The sequence below is a fragment of the Streptomyces sp. NPDC003691 genome, assembly GCF_053981115.1.
Map to the genome: position 1 here is coordinate 159592 of NZ_JBSFNQ010000002.1, position 15875 is coordinate 175466.

Annotated in this window: 11 protein-coding genes; 4 read left to right on the forward strand and 7 right to left on the reverse strand. The window is 73.6% G+C overall.

Going from position 1 to position 15875, the window contains the following annotated elements:
- Window positions 1-62: 62 nt before the first annotated feature.
- The 7 genes from murD to rsmH form a co-directional block, all read right to left on the reverse strand.
- Window positions 63-1484: a UDP-N-acetylmuramoyl-L-alanine--D-glutamate ligase gene (murD, locus tag ACWDR0_RS01805; RefSeq protein ID WP_456349597.1), complete on the reverse strand. Its 1422-nt coding sequence runs from the start codon at window positions 1482-1484 to the stop codon at window positions 63-65.
- The gene (gene mraY / locus ACWDR0_RS01810; protein ID WP_456349598.1) at window positions 1481-2551 is read right to left on the reverse strand and encodes a phospho-N-acetylmuramoyl-pentapeptide-transferase; all 1071 of its coding nucleotides are present in this window, start codon (window positions 2549-2551) and stop codon (window positions 1481-1483) included. The genes murD and mraY overlap by 4 nt, the downstream gene beginning before the upstream one ends.
- Window positions 2548-3978: a UDP-N-acetylmuramoyl-tripeptide--D-alanyl-D-alanine ligase gene (locus ACWDR0_RS01815; RefSeq protein ID WP_456349599.1), complete on the reverse strand. Its 1431-nt coding sequence runs from the start codon at window positions 3976-3978 to the stop codon at window positions 2548-2550. Before ACWDR0_RS01815 ends, mraY begins: the two co-directional genes overlap by 4 nt.
- Before the next feature lie 4 nt (window positions 3979-3982).
- Complete coding sequence (locus ACWDR0_RS01820; RefSeq protein ID WP_456349671.1) at window positions 3983-5695, reverse strand: UDP-N-acetylmuramoyl-L-alanyl-D-glutamate--2,6-diaminopimelate ligase; 1713 nt, start codon at window positions 5693-5695, stop codon at window positions 3983-3985.
- Between the two features lie 64 nt (window positions 5696-5759).
- Window positions 5760-7535, reverse strand: coding sequence for a peptidoglycan D,D-transpeptidase FtsI family protein (locus ACWDR0_RS01825; RefSeq protein ID WP_456349672.1), 1776 nt, complete (start codon window positions 7533-7535; stop codon window positions 5760-5762).
- 232 nt (window positions 7536-7767) lie between these two features.
- Entirely contained in the window at window positions 7768-8388 is a 621-nt protein-coding gene (locus ACWDR0_RS01830) for an FtsB family cell division protein (RefSeq protein WP_456349600.1), read from the reverse strand.
- 124 nt (window positions 8389-8512) lie between these two features.
- Window positions 8513-9478, reverse strand: a complete 966-nt coding sequence (gene rsmH, locus ACWDR0_RS01835) for a 16S rRNA (cytosine(1402)-N(4))-methyltransferase RsmH (RefSeq protein WP_456349601.1) — start codon at window positions 9476-9478, stop codon at window positions 8513-8515.
- A 381-nt stretch (window positions 9479-9859) separates the two neighbouring features.
- On the opposite strand from rsmH, the gene ACWDR0_RS01840 reads away from it, so the two are divergent.
- The 4 genes from ACWDR0_RS01840 to ACWDR0_RS01855 all read left to right on the forward strand — a co-directional run bounded on the left by ACWDR0_RS01840 (window position 9860) and on the right by ACWDR0_RS01855 (window position 15641).
- Window positions 9860-10402 carry a beta-class carbonic anhydrase gene (locus ACWDR0_RS01840; protein ID WP_456349602.1) on the forward strand — a complete coding sequence of 181 codons (543 nt, stop codon included), beginning with the start codon at window positions 9860-9862 and terminating at the stop codon, window positions 10400-10402.
- Window positions 10403-10741: 339 nt separating this feature from the next.
- Window positions 10742-11785: an AAA family ATPase gene (locus tag ACWDR0_RS01845; protein ID WP_456349603.1), complete on the forward strand. Its 1044-nt coding sequence runs from the start codon at window positions 10742-10744 to the stop codon at window positions 11783-11785.
- Window positions 11785-13215, forward strand: a complete 1431-nt coding sequence (locus ACWDR0_RS01850) for a DUF58 domain-containing protein (RefSeq protein WP_456349604.1) — start codon at window positions 11785-11787, stop codon at window positions 13213-13215. The genes ACWDR0_RS01845 and ACWDR0_RS01850 overlap by 1 nt, the downstream gene beginning before the upstream one ends.
- Window positions 13215-15641: a transglutaminase family protein gene (locus tag ACWDR0_RS01855; RefSeq protein WP_456349605.1), complete on the forward strand. Its 2427-nt coding sequence runs from the start codon at window positions 13215-13217 to the stop codon at window positions 15639-15641. The genes ACWDR0_RS01850 and ACWDR0_RS01855 overlap by 1 nt, the downstream gene beginning before the upstream one ends.
- Window positions 15642-15875: the final 234 nt, after the last annotated feature.

The window sequence follows — 15875 nt, forward strand, 5'->3', positions numbered from 1 at the left end:
GGTGCGCCGCCGGTGCGCCCCGGAGGTCCGGGGCGCACCGGCGGGCACACTGGTCGGGCCGGTCAGGCGCGCTCGGCGGCGAGGGTGCGGACGGCTTCCGCGAAGGCCTCGCCCCGCTTGTTGTAATTGACGAACATGTCCATCGAGGCGCAGGCCGGGGCCAGCAGGACGGTGTCCCCCGGCCGGGCGAGCCGGGCCGCCTCACGGACCGCCGCCGCCATCGCCCCAGTGTCGGTCCGGTCGAGGTCCACGACCGGGACATCGGGGGCGTGTCGCGCCAGGGCTTCGGCGATCAGCGCCCGGTCGGCGCCGATCAGCACGGCGCCGCGGAGCCGGCCGGCGGCCTTGGCCACCAGGTCGTCGAAGGTGGCGCCCTTGGCGAGGCCCCCGGCGATCCACACGATCGGGTCGTAGGCCGCCAGGGAGGCCTCGGTCGCATGGGTGTTGGTGGCCTTGGAGTCGTCGATGTAGGCGACGCCGCCGACGTCGGCGACCTTCTCGATGCGGTGCGGGTCGGGCCGGAAGGCCCGCAGTCCGTCGCGGACCGCGCTCGCGGGGACGCCGTAGGCACGGGCCAGGGCGGCCGCCGCGAGGGCGTTGGCGATGTTGTGCGGGGCGGGCGGGTCGATATCGGCGACCTCGGCCAGCTCCTGGGCCTGCTGCTGCCGGTTCGCGACGAAGGCCCGGTCGACCAGGATGCCGTCGACGACGCCGAGCTGGGAGGGGCCGGGGGTGCCGAGGGTGAAGCCGATCGCCCGGCAGCCCTCGGCCACATCGGCCTCGCGGACCAGGTCCTCGGTCGCCGGGTCGGCCGCGTTGTAGACGCAGGCGACGGTGTTGCCCTCGTAGATCCGGCCCTTGTCGGCGGCGTACTCCTTCATGGAGCCGTGCCAGTCGAGATGGTCGGGCGCCAGATTGAGCACGGCGGCCGAGTGGGCGCGCAGCGAGGGCGCCCAGTGCAGCTGGTAGCTGGAGAGTTCGACGGCGAGCACGTCGTACGGTTCGTCGGCGAGGACCGCGTCCAGCAGGGAGACGCCGATATTGCCGACGGCGGCCGTCCGCAGTCCGGCCGCCTCCAGGATAGCGGCGAGCATCCGGACCGTGGTGGTCTTGCCGTTGGTGCCGGTGACGGCGAGCCAGGGGGCCGAGTCCGGGCCCCGCAGCCGCCAGGCCAGCTCGACATCGCCCCAGATCTCGGTGCCCGCCGCGGCGGCCGCGGCGAACAGCGGCTTGTCGGGGCGCCAGCCGGGGGCGGTGACGATCAGTTCGGTGCCCTCGGGGAGGGTGTCGCCGTCGCCGAGCCGCACGGTGATGCCGTCGGCCTCCAGGGCGGCGGCCTGCTCCCGGGCGCGCTCGTCGGCGCCGTCGTTGACGACGGTGACGAGCGCCCCGAGGCCGTGCAGTACCCGGGCCGCCGGGATCCCGGAGACTCCGAGACCGGCGACCGTGACCCGCTTGCCGGCGAGGTCCTCACGCGTACTCACTTGTCCGCCGCCCAGCCCGCGTAGAAGAGTCCGAGACCGACGATCACGCACATGCCCTGGATGATCCAGAACCGGACCACCACAAGGACTTCGGACCACCCCTTGAGTTCGAAGTGGTGTTGCAGGGGGGCCATGCGGAAGACGCGCTTCCCGGTGAGCTTGAAGGAGCCGACCTGGATCACCACGGACATGGTGATCAGCACGAAGAGGCCGCCGAGGATGGCGAGCAGCAGTTCGGTGCGGGAGCAGATCGCCAGACCGGCGAGGGCGCCGCCGAGGGCGAGGGAGCCGGTGTCGCCCATGAAGATCTTGGCGGGCGAGGTGTTCCACCACAGGAAGCCGAAGCAGGAGCCCATCAGGGCGGCGGCGACCACGGCGAGGTCGAGCGGGTCCCGGACCTCGAAACAGGCGTCCGGGTTGGTGAGGGTGGTCGCGTTGGCGCACGACTCCTGGAACTGCCAGAGGCCGATGAAGGTGTAGGCACCGAAGACCATCACCGAGGCGCCGGTGGCCAGACCGTCCAGACCGTCCGTCAGATTCACGCCGTTGGACATGGCGAGGATCATGAACAGCGCCCAGACCACGAACAGCACCGGGCCCATGGCCCAGCCGAAGTCCGTGATGAAGGAGAGTTTCTCCGAGGCCGGGGTGTGGCCGCGGGCGTCCTTGAACTGGAGCGCCAGCACCGCGAAGGTGATGCCCACGATGAGCTGTCCGGCCATCTTCGCCTTGGCCCGCAGACCCAGCGACCGCTGCTTGACGATCTTGATGTAGTCGTCGAGGAAGCCGACGAGTCCCATACCGGCCATCAGGAAGAGGACCAGCACACCCGAGTAGGTGACCTCACCGCCGGTGAGGACCTTGGCGAGCGCGTACGCGATCAGCGTGGCCAGGATGAAGGAGATACCGCCCATGGTGGGCGTCCCCTTCTTGCTGCCGTGGGTACGCGGCCCGTCGTCCCGGATGAACTGCCCGTAGCCCTTGCGGGCCAGCAGTTTGATCAGCAGCGGCGTACCGACGAGTGTCAGGAAGAGGCCGATGGCCCCCGCGAAGAGGATCTGCCTCATCGACCGGCACCCCGCCCGTCCGCGGCTGCCGCCGCGTCATCGATCAGCGTCTGCGCGAGCCGTTCCAGACCGGCCGATCTGGACGCCTTCACCAGCACGACGTCTCCTGGGCGCAGCTCACTGCGCAACAGGTCGGCCGCCGCCTGTGCGTCGGACACGTGCACCGACTCCTCACCCCACGAACCCTCGTTATATGCGCCCAGTTGCAGCCAGGACGCTTCCCTGCCCCCGACTGCGACGAGCTTGCTGACGTTGAGCCGGACGGCGAGCCGTCCGACGGCGTCGTGCTCGGCGAGCGCCTCGTCACCGAGCTCCGCCATGAGACCGAGCACCGCCCACGTACGTCCCCCCCGGGTCTGTGCGTCCTGTCCCATGGCGGCCAGGGCGCGCAGCGCCGCCCGCATGGATTCGGGGTTCGCGTTGTAGGCGTCGTTGACGATCGTCACGCCGTCCGGTCGCTCGGTGACCTCCATGCGCCAGCGGGAGAGGGAGCCAGCCTCGGAGAGCGCGCTGGCGATCTCCTCGACGGGCATGCCCAGCTCATGGGCGACGGCGGCCGCGGCGAGCGCGTTCGACACGTGGTGCTCACCGTACAGCCGCATGGTCACTTCGCCGCACCCGGTGGGGGTGTGAAGCGTGAAGGCGGGCCGACCTTGCCGGGTGAGCCGGACATTTTCGGCACGGACGGCGGCATCCGGGGACTCGCCGAAGAGCACGACGCGGGCCCGGGTGCGGCCGGCCATGGCGCGGACGAGGGGGTCGTCGGCGTTGAGGACCGCGGTTCCGTCGGCGGGCAGCGCCTCGACGATCTCGCCCTTGGCCTCAGCGATCTTCTCCCGGCCGCCGAACTCGCCGATATGGGCGGTTCCGACGTTGAGGACGGCGGAGATCCGCGGCGGCACCAGTTCGGTGAGGTAGCGGATGTCGCCGACGTACCGGGCGCCCATCTCCAGGACGAGGTGCTCGGTGCCGGTGTCGGCGCGGAGCGCGGTGAGCGGCAGGCCGATCTCGTTGTTGAGGTTGCCCTCCGGGTAGACCGTGGGGCCCTTGCGGGAGAGCAGTTGGGCGATCAGGTCCTTGGTGCCGGTCTTGCCGACCGAGCCGGTGAGGGCGACGGTGGTGGTGCCCAGGCGTTCGACGACATGGCGGGCGAGGGCGCCCAGGGCGGCGGTGACATCGGGCACCACGATCGCGGGTACGCCGACGGGCCGGGTCGCGAGGACGGCGACGGCGCCGTCCTCGACGGCCCGGGCGGCATGGTCGTGGCCGTCCGTGGTGGCGCCCGCGAAGGCGGCGAACAGGGCGCCGGGGACGACGGCCCGTGAGTCGATCACGACCGGCCCGGCGACCGTGGCCTCCGGATCCGGTATGTCGTACGGCTGCCCGCCGACGACTGCGGCGATCTCGCTGAGGGAGAGGGTGATCACTGGGTCATCCCCGGGGGGTCTCGTGCGCTGCGGCGGAACCGGCGCGAATCGCGTCGCGCAGCACCACCCGGTCGTCGAAGGGGCGGACGACCCCGGCGGTGTCCTGGCCCTGTTCGTGGCCCTTGCCGGCGACCAGTACGGTGTCGCCGGGCTCGGCGCGGGCGACCGCGGCGGCGATGGCCGCGGCCCGGTCGGCCTCCACGAGGACCTGGCCCCGCTCGTGGGCCGGGACCGAGGCGGCCCCGGTGAGCATGGTGGCCAGGATGGCCAGCGGGTCCTCGGAGCGCGGGTTGTCCGAGGTGAGTACGGCGGTGTCGGCGTAGCGGGCGGCGGCGGCGCCCATCGGGGCGCGTTTGGTGGTGTCGCGGTCGCCGCCGCAGCCGAGGACGATATGGAGCCTGCCCTTGGTGACCTTGCGCAGGGAGCGGAGCACCGATTCGACGGCGTCCGTCTTGTGCGCGTAGTCGACGACGGCGAGGTACGGCTGGCCCTCGTCCACGCGCTCCAGGCGGCCGGGGACACCGGGGACCGCGGCGACGCCGTCGGCGGCCGTCTGCGGGTCGATCCCGGCGGTGGCGAGGGTGACCACGGCGGCGAGGCTGTTGGCGACGTTGAAGGCGCCCGGCAGCGGGGCGGCGGCGGTGATCCGGCGGCCGTCCGGGGCGACGACGGTGAAGGTGGAGCGTACGGCGCCGAGTTCGACGTCCTCGGCTCGCCAGTCGGCGTCCGGATCGCCCTCGGCGGAGAAGGTGGTGACCGGTACGGTCGCCTCCGCGGCCAGCCTGCGGCCCCACCGGTCGTCGAGGTTGACCACGGCCCGGCGGCTGCGGGCGGGGGTGAACAGCGCCGCCTTCGCCCGGTAGTAGTCCTCCATGTCGGAGTGGAACTCCATGTGCTCCGGGCTGAGGTTGTTGAAGACGGCGACGTCGAAGACGCAGCCGTCGACCCGGCCGAGGACCAGGGCGTGGCTGGAGACCTCCATGGCGACCGCGTCGACGCCGCGTTCGCGCATCACGGCGAACAGGGCCTGGAGGTCGGTGGCCTCGGGTGTGGTGCGCTCGGATTTGACGCTCTCGCCGCCGATCCGGGTCTCGACCGTCCCGATGAGTCCGGCGGTGCGCCCGGCGGCCCGCAGGCCGCCCTCGACGAGATACACCGAGGTGGTCTTGCCGGAGGTGCCGGTGACGCCGATCCGGAGGAGGGTCTCGCCCGGGTTGCCGTAGACCGTGGCGGCCAGGTCGCCCATCCGGGAGCGGGGGTCGTCCACCACGAGGGCGGGCAGTCCGGCGGCCGCGGCGCGGGCGGCGCCCGCCGGGTCGGTGAGGACCGCGACGGCGCCCAGTCCGGCGGCCTGTCCGGCGAAGTCGGCGCCGTGGACGCGGGCACCGGGCAGGGCGGCGTACAGATCACCGGGGCGGACCGCCCGGGAGTCGTGGGTGATGCCGGTGACCTCGGCGGGTTCTCCGCCCTGCGGGGCCCCTGGGGTGCTCACCCCCAGCAGGGCCGCCAGCTCCGCGAGGGGCGTGGGGCGGGTCCGGTCCGGGCGGGGCGCCCCGAGCTGCGTCGGCGGGGCGGCTTCGGACGGGGAGGGCTGGGCGGGGTTTCCGTACTGATCAGGGTGGGGCACGGCGGTGAGCGTACCGGGCGGGGTGTCCGGGGGGCCAAAAGAGGTCGTCCCGGGTCCGTGGTTCCCGGGGTCGGGGGTGATCGTCGTCACTGGTGGCACTGGGATTTCCTCGGGTCTGGGTCCGGCGGCCGGTGGCGCCGGGGGTGCGTTCCGGTCAGTCGCCCGGGTCGAACGTGACGGGCAGCCCGGCGGGCTCCGCCCCGGTCGGCGGGGTCCGGAGGGTTTTCAGGGCGAACGCCATGACCTTCTGGTAGATGGGGCCGCAGATCTGACCGCCGAAGTAGCTGCCCTTGGTGGGGTTCTGGATCGCGCAGTAGACCGTGATCCGCGGTTTGTCGGCGGGGGCGAATCCGGCGAAGGAGGAGGTGTAGCCGCGGTAGCGGCCCAGCTCCGGGTCGACCCGGTTGGCGGTGCCGGTCTTGCCGGCGACGCGGTAGCCGGGGATCCGGGCCTTGGTGCCGGTGCCCTCCTCGTCGCCGACGACGGATTCCAGCATCTGCGCCAGGGTGGTGGCGGTGCGCTCGCTGACCACCCGGGTCTTCTTCGGGGCCGGGGCGGCGGTGAACCGCCCGTCGGGGCCCTTGCTGCCGCGGACCAGGGTCGGTTCGATCCGGACGCCGCCGTTGGCCACCGTGGAGTAGACGGAGGCGGCCTGGACGGCGTTCAGGGAGAGGCCCTGGCCGAAGGGGATCGTGTACTGCTGGGAGGTGGACCACTCGCCGGGCGGGGCGAGGATGCCCGGGGTCTCGCCGGGGTAGCGCAGCCCGGTGGGGCTGCCGAGGCCGAACTTCCGCAGATAGGAGTGGAGCACCCGATTGGCGGCCGCCTGCGTCTTGCCCAGCTGCCCGGTGGCGAGGATGGTGCCGATGTTGCTGGACTTGGCGAGGACGCCGTTGAGCGTCAGGTACCAGGTGGGGTGGTCGATGTCGTCCTTGAAGAGCCGGTCGCCGCGGTGCAGCCGGTTGGGGACCACCACCCGGGTGTCGGGGGTCGCGGCGCCCTCCTCCAGGACGGCGGCCATGGAGACGACCTTGGCGGTGGAGCCGGGTTCGTAGGCGTCCTGGAGCGCGGCGTTGCCGAGGGTGGCGGCGTCGGCGCGGTTCAGGTCGTTGGGGTCGAAGCCGGGGGCGTTGGCCATGGCGAGGATCTCGCCGGTCCGGGTGGACTGGACGATGACGTAGCCGCGGTCGGCCCGGGACTTCGCGACCTGGTCGGCGATGGCCTTCTGGGCGGCCCACTGGATATCGCGGTCGATGGTCAGCTCGATGTCGGAGCCGGGGACGGCGGGGGTCTCCCGGGTGCCGCCCGCGGTGGGCACCCGGCGGCCGCCGGACTGGGCGTAGGTGATCTCGCCGTCCTGCCCGGCGAGCTGCTTGTCCAGCATCGACTCCAGTCCGCCGCCGCCGCGTCCCTCGGCGTTGACGTAGCCCAGCACCCCGGCGGCGAGTTCGCCGTTCGGATAGACCCGGCGGCTGCTGGGCTCCTGGAAGACGCCCGCGAGGACGCTGACGCCCGGGCCGCCCTTCACCTTGTCGGCGCGGGCCTTCTCGGCGAAGACGCCCTTCAGGTCTTTGATCTGGTTCCACACCTGGGGGGTCTGGCGGCGGGACAGGACGGTATAGCGGGACTTGGGCGTCCGCAGCTTCTTCACCAGGTCGGGGGCGGGGACCCCGAGGATCGGGGAGAGCAGGGCGGCGGCCTGTTCGGGCGCGTCCCGGACCTTGCTCTCCTCGCGGGTGAACATCTTGGGGTCGGCGGTGATGTCGTAGGCGTCGACGCTGGTGGCCAGCGCGATCCCGGCGCGGTCGGTGATCTCCCCGCGCTCGGCGGCGAGCCGGACGCTGAGGTAGCGGCTCTTCTCCGCCTTGGCCGCGTACGCCTCGGCGTCCACGGCCTGCACCTGGAGGAGCCGGACCACGAAGGCCAGCATGACGAGGGTCAGACCGAAGCCGACGAGCCGGAGCCGGGGGCGGGGGCTGCCCAGGCGCAGGGGCTTCGTCCCGTCGCGGGGGCCGCGGGGGCCGCCGGGGCGCTGCGGTCCGGCAGTGCGCCGGGGCGCGGGCCGGGGGGACGGGCCCGGGACCCGGCCCCGGGGCGGCGGTGCGGCGTCCCGGTCGCGCGCGCCGTGGCGCGGGCGGGGTTCCTGGTGGGAAGGCACTGCGTCACCTGCCGGGGGGCGTCGGGGCCGGTTGTGCGGGCGGTTCGGCCGGGGCGGTGGGCGGGGCGGCCGGTGACCGGCCCGGGGCGGGCGCGGCCGGAGCGGTGAGCGGGGCGGGGCCGGCGGCGGGGCCCGGTGGGGCGTCCGGGTCGGTGGCCGTCCCGGACGCGGACCCGGCCGGGGAGGGCCCGGAGGCCGCGGATGCTGTGGATGCCGTGGACTCTGTGGATTCCGAGGGGGACGGTTCCGGGGGCGGTGCCGAGGCCCGGCCGGGGACGCCCCGGACCGTTCCGTCCGGATCCAGGAAGGCGGGTCCGCCGCCGGGGACCATGCCCAGTTCCGCGGCCCGGCGCTCCAGCGCGTCGGGGGCGGACCGGCCGTCCACGTCCCGCTGGAGGGCCTGCTGCTCGTCGGTCAGCTCGGTGGTCTTGCGTTTCAGCTCGCTCAGTTCGAACGAGCCCTCGTTGAGGGAGGAGTTCAGCAGCAGCAGGGTGATCAGTCCGCCGCCGAGGAGGACGACCACCAGCAGGACGAAGGGGGTACGGGCGGCGGTGCTGGGCCCCGCGGGCATCAGCTCGGCGAGTCTCGCGGCACGTCCTCTGAGCTGTTTGCCCGCTGTGCTCACCGCGTCCTCCCGTCGGCCGTGCCCCGCGCGTCAGCGGACCGCCGGGGGCACCGGCCGCCGCCCGGTCCGGCTCCCGGGACGTCCGCGGTGCGGCCGCCCGGTGCGGGACTGTGGATGGTACGACTCACCGCGCGTCCTCACGGATGCGCTCCGCCCCCCTCAGACGCGCCGGAGCGGCCCGGCGGTTCTCGGCCACCTCTTCCTCCGTCGGCAGCTCGGCGCCCCGGGTGAGCAGCTTGAGCCGGGGCTGGTACTCCTCGGGTACGACGGGCAGCCCCGGCGGTGCCGTGGTGGCGGCGCCCGCCGCCAGGACCTGCTTGACCAGCCGGTCCTCCAGGGAGTGGTACGACAGAACGGCGATCCGGCCGCCGACGGCGAGCGAGGCGACGGCCGCCGGAACGGCCCGCTCCAGCACGCTCAGCTCGCCGTTGACCTCGATCCGCAGGGCCTGGAAGGTGCGCTTGGCCGGATTCCCGCCGGTGCGCTTGGCGGCCTGGGGCAGGGCGTCGCGGATCAGCTGGACCAGTCTGGCGCTGGTGGTGAAGGGCTCCTTCTGCCGCTCCCGGACGACGGCGGAGACGATCCGCTTCGCCTGCTTCTCCTCGCCGTACATCCGCAGGATCCGCACCAGCTCGCCGGGGGCGTAGGTGTTGAGGACCTCGGCGGCGGAGACCCCGGTCGTCTGGTCCATCCGCATGTCCAGCGGGGCGTCCTGGGCGTAGGCGAATCCGCGGTCGGCCTCGTCGAGCTGCATGGAGGAGACCCCGAGGTCGAAGAGGACGCCCTGGACCCGGGGGACGGAGAGCCGTTCGAGCACCTCGGGCAGCTCGTCGTAGACCGCGTGGACCAGCGTGGCCCGGTCGCCGAACGGAGCGAGGCGTTCGGCGGACAGTCGGAGGGCCTCCGGGTCGCGGTCCAGCGCGATCAGGCGTACGGCGGGGAACCGGGTCAGCAGCGCCTCGCTGTGCCCGCCGAGGCCGAGGGTGCAGTCGACGACGACGGCCTCCCGGTCCCCGGGCGCTTCGAGGGCGGGGGCCAACAGGTCCAGGCACCGCTGGAGCATTACCGGGACGTGTCGGGTATTGCTCAAGGGGCCCTCTCAGGATCCGGCGCGGGGCTGGTGCGACCGGCGAGCTGAACAGGAAGGCCGAGCCGTGCGCAGTCCGCACACGCGGGGAAGTACAGAAAATACGGAAGGAGTACCGGACGGAACTGCGGAGTCCGCCGGACGGTACCGGACGTGCGTCGTGGAGCGGGTCGCGCCGGTGGACTGCGCGCCACTCTAGTCCACCGCCCACCCCGGTCAATCAACCGGTTGACGGCGTGGCGCGGCCCCCCTCCACCCCCCTGATTCACCCGCACGGAGGGCCGCCGGTCCCCTCTGTGGGTTACCTCACAACAAGCGCTGTTGATGTTCTTTGTCCACTCTCACGACGCGCCCCGGGCGCCGCCGCCCGTTACCGTCGTCGACATGACGACTTCCGCGCACCCCTCCCCCGGCACGACGCGTACCGGCGGACCGGTCACCGATCGCCTCGTGGAGGCGAATCAGCGCTATGCCGCCGACTTCAAGGACCCCGGGATGGACGCCCGTCCCGTACTGCAGGTGGCGGTTGTCGCCTGCATGGACGCCCGGCTGGACTTGCACTCCGCGCTCGGGCTCGAACTGGGCGACTGCCACACCATCCGCAACGCGGGCGGAGTCGTCACCGACGACGTCATCCGTTCCCTGACCATCAGCCAGCGGGCGCTGGGCACCCGCAGCGTGATCCTCATCCACCACACCGGCTGCGGCCTGGAGTCGCTGACCGAGGACTTCCGGCACGAACTGGAGGACGAAGTGGGACAGCGTCCGCCGTGGGCGGTCGAGGCGTTCCGCGACGTCGACCAGGACGTACGCCAGTCGATGCAGCGGGTGCGGACCTCGCCGTTCCTGCGGCACACCGACGATGTCCGCGGCTTCGTCTTCGATGTGAAGACCGGCCTCCTGCGGGAGATCGAACCGGCGCAGTAGCCCCCCCTCGGCCCCGACCCGCCCCGCCGGAGCGTTCCGGCGGGGCGGCGGCGTTCCCGGGGCCGCCCCGGCCGGCGGCGGAGAGCGGAAGCGGCGCCCCCGGAACCGATCCCGGGGTGATCAACGTGTGAGGAGTGTGCGTGTGACGCGTCGAACACCGCGGGAAAAACTCGCTAATCAGACAAAACGCCGGTGGTTGTCCACAGGCGAGTGACACGACACGCCGACGGCAACAAGAATGCCGTTACGGGCACCCCCCGGGAACAGAACGGGGATCGGTGCCTCGGGGTGGGCCGGGCCAAGTGTGTCCCCGGCCGGAACGGGCCGAGGAGGGCCGGGGTGACGACCTATGACGAGCGAGCTGGTCTCACGGATCTGACCGCGATCGCGGATCGTGTCCGCAGGTCGGTGGAGAGCGTGATCGAGGGCAAGCCGGAGGTCGTACGGCTGTCGCTGACCGTCCTGCTGGCCGAGGGGCATCTGCTGATCGAGGACGTGCCGGGCGTGGGCAAGACCATGCTGTCGAAGACGCTGGCGCGGTCGCTCGACTGTTCGGTGCGGCGGATCCAGTTCACACCGGACCTGCTGCCGTCCGACATCACCGGTGTCTCGGTCTTCGACCAGCAGCGGCGGGACTTCGAGTTCAAGCCGGGGGCGATCTTTGCCCAGTTCGTGATCGGCGACGAGATCAACCGGGCCTCGCCGAAGACGCAGTCGGCGCTGCTGGAGTCGATGGAGGAGGGCCAGGTCACCGTCGACGGGATCACCTACGAACTGCCCAGCCCCTTCATGGTGGTCGCCACCCAGAACCCGGTGGAGATGGAAGGCACCTATCCGCTGCCCGAGGCCCAGCGCGACCGCTTCATGGCCCGGGTGTCCATCGGCTATCCCAGCGCGGACGCCGAGCTGCGGATGCTGGGGATCCACGGCGGGGTGTCCCCGCTGGACGACCTCCAGCCGGTGGCCCACGCCCATGACATCGTCAAGCTGATCGAGGCCGTGCGCCAGGTGCACGTCGCCCAGTCCGTCCAGCGGTACGCGGTCGAACTGGTCGCCGCCACCCGCAGCCATCCGGACCTCCGGCTGGGCGCCTCCCCGCGCGCCACCCTGCACCTGCTGCGCGCCGCCAAGGCGGAGGCCGCGCTCAGCGGCCGGGACTACGCCCTGCCGGACGACGTCCAGGCGCTGGTGGTGCAGGTGCTGTCGCACCGGCTGCTCCCGACCGCGCAGGCCCAGCTCAACCGCAGGACCGCCGAGCAGGTCGTGCTGGACATCCTCCAGCGGACCCCGGTCCCGGCGGCCGACGGCACCGAGACCGCCTTCGGCACGGGCGGCCGGGGAGCGCAGCTCTACGGCCAGCGGCCCGGCGGCCGGCGGCTGTGATGCCGGCCCGGGATTCCGGTGCGGCCGGCGGAGTACGGCCCGCGGGCGACGAGGAGGGCCCGGGGCGGGCACCGGACGACCGGGGCAAGGGGGCGGTACGGATCGCCCTGGCCGGGCTCACCACGCGCGGCCGGTCCTTCGTCGCCGCCGGGATCGCCGCCGGGGTGTGCGCCTACGTACTCGGGCAGGAGGACCTGCTGCGGGTCGGACTGCTGCTGGCCGTCCTCCCCCTGGTCTGCGCCACCGTGCTCTACCGCACCCGCTACCGGGTGGCGGGCAGCCGTCGGCTCACCCCCGCCCGGGTGGCCGCCGGTTCGGAGGCCCGGGTGCACCTGCGGATGGACAATGTGTCCAAGCTGCCCACCGGACTGCTGATGCTCCAGGACCATGTGCCCTATGTGCTGGGTCCCCGGCCGCGGTTCGTCCTGGACAAGCTGGAGCCGGGCGGCCGGCGCGAGGTGTCGTACCGGGTCCGCTCCGATCTCCGCGGCCGCTACCCCCTGGGCCCCCTCCAGCTGCGGCTGAACGATCCGTTCGGCATGTGCGAGCTGACCCGCTCGTTCAGCGCCTTCGACCTGCTCACCGTGGTGCCGCGGACCGAGGAACTGCCGGCCGTTCCGCTGCTGGGCGACGGCGCGGGCCAGGGCGACGGGCGGCTGCGCTCCCTCGCCCTCGCCGGTGACGACGACATCATTCCCCGCCCCTACCGCCACGGGGACGACCTGCGCCGGGTCAACTGGCGCTCGACCGCGCGCTTCGGCGAGCTGATGGTGCGCCGCGAGGAGCAGCCGCGGCGGGCCCGCTGCACGGTCCTGCTGGACACCCGCGGTATCGCCTATCTGGGCGCGGGCCCGGACGCCGCCTTCGAATGGGCGGTCTCCGGAACCGCCTCCGTACTGATGCACCTGCTGACCCAGGGGTACGCGGTCCGGCTGCTGACGGACGAGGGCAGTCCGCTGCCCGGGGACTCCGCCGCCCGGACGGGCGGGGCCTCCGGAGCGGCCGCGGAGTCGGCCGAATCGGCGGGCCTGCTGCTGGACCTGCTGGCGGTCGTCGACCACTCCGAGGGAGAGGGCTTCGAAGCCGCGCAGGAGTCGCTCCGCGACGGCACCGAGGGGCTGCTGGTCGCCTTCCTGGGCGACCTCGACGGGGAGGAGGCGGCTCAGGTGGCGCGGCTGCGGCAGCGCGGCGCGACCGCCGTCGCCTTCCTCCTCGACAGTGAGACATGGACGACGGGCGGGGCGATGAGCGGGGAATCCGGAGAGGCGCTGCGCGTACTGCGCGAGGCGGGCTGGACTGCGGTGCCGGTGGCGCCCGGCGCGGCACTGCCCGCGCTCTGGGAGCAGGCCGCCCGGGACCGGGCCGAGGCGCTCGGCGGCCCGGCCGCACCCGGGGCCGCCGGGCCCGCGATGACCTCGGGGGGGCGCTGATGAGCGGCCGGGGACGGCTCGCGCTCTGCGCCTTTGCCGCGACACTGATGGCGGCGAGCGCCATGCTGCCGCTGGTCGACTCCGCGGGCTGGCTGGTGCAGGCCGCCTTCCTGCTGGCGGTCCAGAGCGGGGCCGGCGCCCTGGCCCGGCGGCTGCCGCTGCCCGCCGCGCTGACCGTGGCGGCCCAGGCCGTCACCGGGCTGCTGCTGCTCACCGTGGTCTTCGCCGGGGACCGGGCGCTGTTGGGGGTGCTGCCGGGGCCGGACACCCTGGCCCGGTTCGGAGAGCTGCTGAGCACCGGCGGCCAGGACATCGAGCGGTACGCGATACCTGCGCCCGCGTCCGAGGGCATCCGGCTGATGCTGGTCGCCGGGGTGCTGGCGATCGGGCTGATGGTCGACACCATCGCGGTGACGTTCCGCAGCGCGGCCCCCGCCGGGCTGCCGCTGCTCGCGCTCTACTCGGTGGCCGCCGGGCTGGCCGGGGGCGCCGCCAGCGCCCTGTGGTTCCTGCTCGCGGCCTCCGGCTATCTGCTGCTCCTGCTGGCGGAGAGCCGGGACCGGCTCTCCCAGTGGGGCCGGGTCTTCGCGGGGACCCCGTCGGCCCCGGTGCGGGGGGAACGGGCCCTGGGCAGGGGTACTCCGGGGGCCCCGGTGCGCACCGGGCGCCGGATCGGGGCGCTGGCCCTGGGTGTCGCCCTGGTGGTGCCGCTGGCGCTGCCCGCGCTCGACGGCGGTCTGCTGTCCGACCTCGACGGGGGCGACGGCTCCGGATCGGGCGGCGGCACGATCAACGCGGTCAACCCGATGGTGTCCCTCCAGAACAATCTGAACCAGCCCGCCGAGCGCGAGTGGCTGCGCTACCGGACGAACGCCGGGGACACCAGCGGTCTGTATCTGCGGCTGGTCGCCCTCGACCGGTTCGACGGATCCCGGTGGCTGACGTCCGAACGCGATGTCGAGGACCTGCCCGGCCAGATGCCGCGGCCCGAAGGGCTCAGCTCCTCGGTCCGCGCGCAGGAGGTCGAGACCCGGATCACCGCGGCCGGGTCGTTCGCCCAGGAGTGGCTGCCGATGCCGTATCCGGTGACCTGGGTGGAGGCCGGGGGGAAGTGGCGCTTCGAGCCCGAGGGGCGCACCCTCGTCGGCGACCGGGGGCAGAACACGCGGGGCTTGGAGTACACGGTCCGCAGTCTGCTGGTGCAGCCGACGGCCCAGCAGCTGGCGACGGCCCCGGCCCCGCCCGCCGCCCTGGTCTCCGAGTACACCCGGCTGCCCGCGTCGCTCCCGAAGGTCGTGGCGGACACCGCCCGGCAGGTCACCAAGGGGGCCGAGAGCGACTACCAGGCCGCCGTGAAGCTCCAGGAGTGGTTCACCAGCACCGGGGGCTTCCGCTACGACACCGATGTGAACTCGGGCAGCGGCCCGGGGGCCATGGCCCGCTTCCTCCGGGACAAGGAGGGCTTCTGCGTCCACTTCTCCGCCGCCATGGCGGCGATGGCGCGGTCGCTGGGCATTCCGGCCCGGGTCGCGGTCGGCTTCACCCCGGGCACCGCGCGCGGTGACGGCTTTATGTCGGTGAGCAACCGCAATGCCCACGCCTGGCCCGAGCTGTACTTCGAGGGGGTGGGCTGGACCCGCTTCGAGCCGACGCCGAGCATCGGCACGGCCCCCGACTACACCCTCCCGGACGCGCCGTCCGACGGTGAGTCCTCGGCGCCCCAGCAGCCGGAGGAGACCGCTTCTCGGGCTCCCGCGCCGACGGCGTCCGCCGAGGACACCTGCCCGGCGGACGCCCGGCTGCGCGGCGAGTGCGACACCAGCGCCGCGCCCGGGGACGCCGCGGCCACGGGCTCGGGCGGATCGTCGTCCTGGGGGCCGCTGCTGCTCGTGCCCGCCGTGGCGGCGCTGCTTCTGCTGCCGCTGCTGCCGCTGCTCTGGCGGACCCGGATGACGGCCCGGCGGCTGGGTTCCCGGGGCCGTACCGGCGAGGACACCGCCGAGCGGGCCCTGCTGGCCTGGCGGGAGGTGACCGATACGGCGTGGGATCACGGGATCCTCCCGGACGAGTCGCTCACCGCCCGCCGGTCGGCCGTGCGGATCGTGCTGCTGGGCAGGCTGGACGGGGCGGCGGCGGATTCGGTGCACCGGGTCGCCGGTGCGGTCGAGCAGGTGCTGTACGCGCAGGAGCCCCGCCCGGTGCCCGGGCTCGTCGACGACGTGGCCCGGGTGCGGGCCGGTCTCGCGGCGGGTGCGGGCCGGTGGGAGCGGATCCGGGCCAGGCTGTTCCCCCGCTCCGCCGTCCGGGTGCTCTGGGCGCTCTCGGCCCGCCGGTCGGCGCTGGCCGGACGGCTCCGCGACCGCACCGGCGCCTGGGCCGACCGCCTGCCGGCCGGTCCGCGCCGGGCCCTGGGCCGCCGGGGCTGATACGCCGTGTCTCCGGGGCCGGAGAGTACTTCTCCGGCCCCGGAGGGGTGCCCTCCGGGCCGGGAGGGGTGTGCTCGCCCGGCCGGGAGGGGTGCTCGCCCGGCCGGGAGGGGTGCTCGCCCGGCCGGGACGGAAGGGGAGGCCGGGGGCACCCGGCTTCCCGCTTCGCGGACACACGGGTCGTCTCCCGGGCCACCGGGCGCAGGGTGACGGGGACGGGTGACGGGATGCGAA